This window comes from Bradyrhizobium sp. SHOUNA76 (assembly GCF_023006445.1).
Lineage (GTDB): Bacteria > Pseudomonadota > Alphaproteobacteria > Rhizobiales > Xanthobacteraceae > Bradyrhizobium.
The window spans coordinates 1-4,637 of the sequence record NZ_JALBHA010000493.1 but is presented as its reverse complement, the minus strand read 5'-3'; the positions used below and the strand labels follow the sequence as shown (position 1 = coordinate 4,637).

At 63.0% G+C, this 4,637-nt stretch carries 4 protein-coding genes and 1 pseudogene; 2 read left to right on the top strand and 3 right to left on the bottom strand.

Going from position 1 to position 4,637, the window contains the following annotated elements; translation table 11 throughout:
* Positions 1-613 (top strand): annotated as a pseudogene (locus tag MOV74_RS31660) (DUF2157 domain-containing protein); the annotation flags it as partial.
* Positions 610-1,206 (top strand): GDYXXLXY domain-containing protein, encoded by a 597-nt coding sequence (locus MOV74_RS31655; protein ID WP_246930907.1) that lies wholly within the window; start codon positions 610-612, stop codon positions 1,204-1,206. The pseudogene MOV74_RS31660 and the gene MOV74_RS31655, both read left to right, overlap by 4 nt.
* On the opposite strand, the gene MOV74_RS31650 is transcribed toward MOV74_RS31655, so the two are convergent.
* The 3 genes from MOV74_RS31650 to MOV74_RS31640 form a co-directional block, all read right to left on the bottom strand.
* The gene (locus MOV74_RS31650; RefSeq protein WP_246930906.1) at positions 1,203-2,741 is read right to left on the bottom strand and encodes an SEC-C metal-binding domain-containing protein; all 1,539 of its coding nucleotides are present in this window, start codon (positions 2,739-2,741) and stop codon (positions 1,203-1,205) included. The genes MOV74_RS31655 and MOV74_RS31650 overlap by 4 nt on opposite strands.
* Positions 2,742-2,825: 84 nt before the next feature.
* Positions 2,826-3,482, bottom strand: a complete 657-nt coding sequence (locus MOV74_RS31645) for a hypothetical protein (RefSeq protein WP_246930905.1) — start codon at positions 3,480-3,482, stop codon at positions 2,826-2,828.
* Positions 3,483-3,631: 149 nt separating this feature from the next.
* The coding region (locus MOV74_RS31640; RefSeq protein WP_246930904.1) for a PLP-dependent aminotransferase family protein at positions 3,632-4,637 on the bottom strand (1,006 nt) is incomplete at its 5' end.

Genomic DNA, 4,637 nt, shown 5'->3' with positions numbered 1-4,637 from the left:
GTTCGAGGGCGCCCAGCCGTCCTTCGTGCTCGCGAACGGGGCCGCCCTGCTGTTCGGCGCCGGGCTTGCGATCGCCTCTGCGCCCTCGCCGAGGGCGCGCCAGCTTGGGAGCGTTCTGTCGATCTACGGAGCGTTTGCGCTGGCCGGTGTCGCTTTCCTGGAGGTGACGACGGTCGATGACATCATTCGCTTCCGGACCAGCACGGTATCGGCACAGCCGCTCTGGGCGATCCTGTGCGGAGTTGCGGGGGTGATCCTCGCCCTCGTCTCCGCCATACTCACGAAACGCACAGGTGAGTTGCTTGCAGCCTGCGCGATCGGGCTCGTGCTGGTCGCCGCGCCGATCTGGCCGGTCTCCACGGCCGGCGAACCCTGGTTCGCTTACGCCGCGCTGCTGTGCGCCATGCTGTGCCTCGTCGTCTCCGGCGTGCTCGATGACGTGCGTCCGCGGATCGTCGCCGGCTGGCTCGGCATCGCCGGAATCATTGCTGGCATCACCTGGGCGGTGAAGGGCTCGCTGCTGCGCCGCTCGGCCTTCCTCGCGGGGGCCGGAATCGTCGCCGTGGTCTTTGCAACCGCGCTCAATCGCATGCTGCCGAGGGCTGAGCGATGATTGGAGCCATCACAAGATTCTGGCAGCGCATTCCGAAAGCGGTGCTGTTCGGTGTCGCCGTCCTGGTGCAATGCCTGCTGCTGGTCCTGATGGTCGCCGACCGCATGCAGATCCTGCGCGAAGGCCGTGAGGTGACCCTGCAGACGCAGCCGGTCGATCCGCGCGATCTTCTGCGCGGCGACTATGTTGTGCTCCGCTACGACATTTCGCAACTGCCGGCCGGCGCGCTCGCCGGCAAGCCGGCCGACGCACGCAATCCCGTCGTGTTCGTCAAGCTCGCGCCCAATGCCGACGGCCTTTACGCCGCCGTCTCGGTGCATGCCGCGCCTGTGCCGGTCACCGCGCCCGAGGTGCTGATCCGCGGCCGCGTCAGCTATTCCTGCGGATCAGACGTCCGCACCTTCTGCGACAAGCTGACGATCAAATACGGTCTCGAAAGCTATTTCGTGCCGGAAGGCGAGGGCGGCAAGCTCGAGCAGGCCCGCAACCAGCAGAAGCTGCGCATCGTCGCCGCCGTGCTGCCCTCAGGCCGCGCCGCCATCAAGCGGCTGCTGCTCGACGGCGAGCCGGTCTATGAGGAGCCGCTGTATTAAGTTGCCTCCTGTGCACCATGACAATGTTTGAAGCGTTTTCCTGAATTGCATGGGCAAAGGTCGTTGCGTCGCAAGCCTGCAAACTCCGCCGACGTCCCTGCTTCACCGGAACTCTCCAGGAGTGACGTTGATGATGCATCCGAACCGGCGGCCGCCAATTCCGCGGCCGGTGCATTTCGGCGATTCAGCAGCCACCCGGCCAACATTCCGGTCACCACAAACCCGCCCAGAAGCGCCATTCCCATCTTGATGTCGTTAGCCTCCTTGCGCTCCCGCTCCTCGGACTCTCTCTTTGCTTGTAAGCGCTGCTCTTCTTGTTCCACATACCACTTTGCAGCGGATTGAAGTGCCGTCGGCGGAATGGTCCAACTGACCGATGTCTTATCCGGCCTTGAAAGAACGATCGCCCGCGACAGCAATGCCATCTGCGAGGGCGAATTGCTTTCAGAACGCACTCGGGTCGCCGTCACTCGCGATGCGAGTCCGAGCGACACCCCGCCGCACACCGATGAGACCAACGTAAGACGACGGTTGCCCTTGGTTTCTTCGATGGTTTCCCAACGCCCCAAGCCTGGAAGTGTATCCGGCAATTCAACGTGATCGATCTCATGAGCGTCGATCAGCCGCGTGAGTTCATAATGGTGGAGGTTCTCCTCCTTCAGGATATGTGCGATCGCGAAATGCCGGTAGATATTGTACATGTCGCGCCAGATCGGCTCGGCACGAAATGTCTCCTCCATGCGCGCGGTCCAATCGCAGGCGAACTCCCTTGCGATGGGATCTTCGTTGCCGTTCTTGGCACCTGCATCCGCGTTGGCATCGGCGTCGCTGAGGATCACCTGGGCTGATTGCAGCGACGCGATTTGATAGTCGTGCGCATATTCGAACTTGCCGGGCTCGAACCAGAACCGGCGTCGGCTGCTCCAATCGCCCATGGACGTGCCGGCCCGAAGCATCTGCCGCGACTGATTGAGCCGGCGCGTGAAAGTTCCGGGCAGGGGCGGATCGACCGGCAATTGCAGCGTGCCCTGCGAAACCTGCTTCATGCGATAGTCGGCTTCGACCAGCACCTTGGTCACGCGACAATGCCTGGGTAGGGCGTCGACGCGAACCTTTTGCGGCTGTTGAGAGCACATCCGCAAATATTGTTGCTTCGCGGCCGCATCGCGCCCCGAAATCTGGTCGAGATTCGGCGTTTGATCTCTGTCCGGATCCAGCGAGATACCCGGCTCGATGTTGCCGTACTTCCTGGCGGCCGACCTGATCGCGACGATGAGATCGTCGAGGTAAAGATCCGGCTGGCCCTTCTCGGCAACGCCGCAAAGCAGGATATCGTAACTGTCGTCCTGGCAGACGGTATCAATCCGGGTCAAACCCGTAAGCCGCTTTGGCCCGCCTGATTTCGCCCGCTTCAACGCTTCGCGCAGCGAAACGGCGACCTCCGCCCGCATGTCCATCGAAGTCGCGGGGGGAGCGCTGCAAGTCTTGGCAGCCGCCACCGCGGTCAGGGGCTCTTGCAGGACTAACGCGCTCACTCCTGACGCCAGAAAACCGCGTCGATCGACAAGCACCCTGTGCATCATGGAGCTCTATTTCCCCCGCTTCGACAAATTACCAGGTTAAGTATCCGGCTTCTTCAAATTGAGAATCTTGCGCCTGAGCTCGCTCAGGTCGCTTTCCTTCCCGGTCGGAGCCGCTCCGATGTGCACGCCGCCGACAGGTGCCGAGGGTGACGGATGAGTTGGGCTGCTGACGTTTGACACGGATGGCTTCGAGCCGATTTCAGGTGAGTTCGAGTTGGATCCATCTCGCGCGCCGCTGACGCCCGACTCTCTCGTTGGGAAGGAATTTGAAGGTGGGGAGGAATGCGGTCGCGGGGCACTGGGAGCCAGGCGCCCACCTCCGGTACCCGAAACGTCGGACTCCAGCGGCGTGCGCTGATTGCGCCAACGCTGAAACTCCTGCAACTCGCGAGCGGCGGCGGCCGCGCTGTTCAGCCGCATCCTCTCCTCTTGGGGACTTTCGTAGTCCGGCCGGGTGATGAGATTTTCTCTCAACGAGAGCCTGTTACGGCATTCTCCTTTATTCCACTCGACTTGCGCGACGTCCTCTCCCTGACTCTCGCACTGCATGCATTTGTCATACAGCTTGTCCAATTCGACCGAGATGTAGCTACAATTCCATCCGGGACCGAATTTCTTCTGCAGAGTCTCGGCCTGGGCCGGAAAAGTGCAGAGTCCGAGGGCGGCAATCGCCGCGGGAATGAAGGTGCGCATGAATGTCGTTCAGCTAATGATCTGGCCGGACCGGTGGCCGGCTAAAAATTTGCAGTTCGCAGCTTAAACCAGCGCAACTGTGCTGCAACCTCTTTCTGTCCACTTAGCCCGCATCGGCCTTTCAGTTTGCTTAATTCCGTTTCCGCGGATCAGGCGCCATTGTTTCGGGTGTGTTTTTTCAATGCCCGCCGCAGCACGTCCCACACCAGGGGATCGTTCATCTGCGCCACGTTGAATCGCATGGAGTGCGAGGCGGTCTGCGCCACGCTGAACACGTTGCCCGGCGCCAGCACGACGTTGTCCTCGAGCGCCGCGCGCGCAACCTGCGTGGCGTCCTGCCCGCCCGTGAGGCGGCACCAGAGGAAAAATCCGCCGCGCGGCATCAGCCAGGGTTCGATGCCGATCGCCTGAAGCTTGCGCGCCACATCGCGGCGGGTGCGCGTCAGCTTCTGCCGGAGCTCGTCCATGTGCTTGCGATAGCTGCCGCCGGCCAGCACCTTTGCGATGATCTCGGTCGCGACCGGGCTCGGACCCCCGAAGCTGGTTGCGACCTGGAGGTCGACGAGATGCTCGATCCAGTCGGCTCGCCCTGCGATGTAGCCGCAGCGCACCGAGGCCGACAGCGTCTTGGAGAAGCTGCCGACGCGGATCACGCGATTGAGCCCGTCCAGCGCGGCAAGTCGCGGCGAGCGCTCCGGCTCGAAGTCACCGAAGATATCGTCCTCGATGATGGTGAGGTCGTGCGCAGCGGCCGCGGTCAGAAGCCGATGCGCGGTCTGGAGCGAGAGCGTCGCGCCGGTCGGGTTGTGCAGGGCCGAATTGGTGATGTAGAGCCTGGGACGCTCGGTGCCCAGGATCTGCTCGAAGCGCGCAACGTCCGGGCCCGACGGCGTGTAGGGCACGCCGATGATCTTCGCCTGATGCGCCCGCAGCAGCGCGCGGAAATTGAAGTAGCAGGGATCGTCGACCAGCACCGTGTCGCCGGGACGCAGCAGGAAGCGGCAGACGAGGTCGGTACCTTGCGTGCCCGAGCCCGTCAGCATGAGCTGATCGAGCGACGCCTGAATCGCGTCCTCGGCGAGACGCGCGAGCAGCAGCCGGCGCAGCGCCAGTCCGCCGCGCGTGCTGCCGTAATCCGTCAAGAGAGGCGCATCG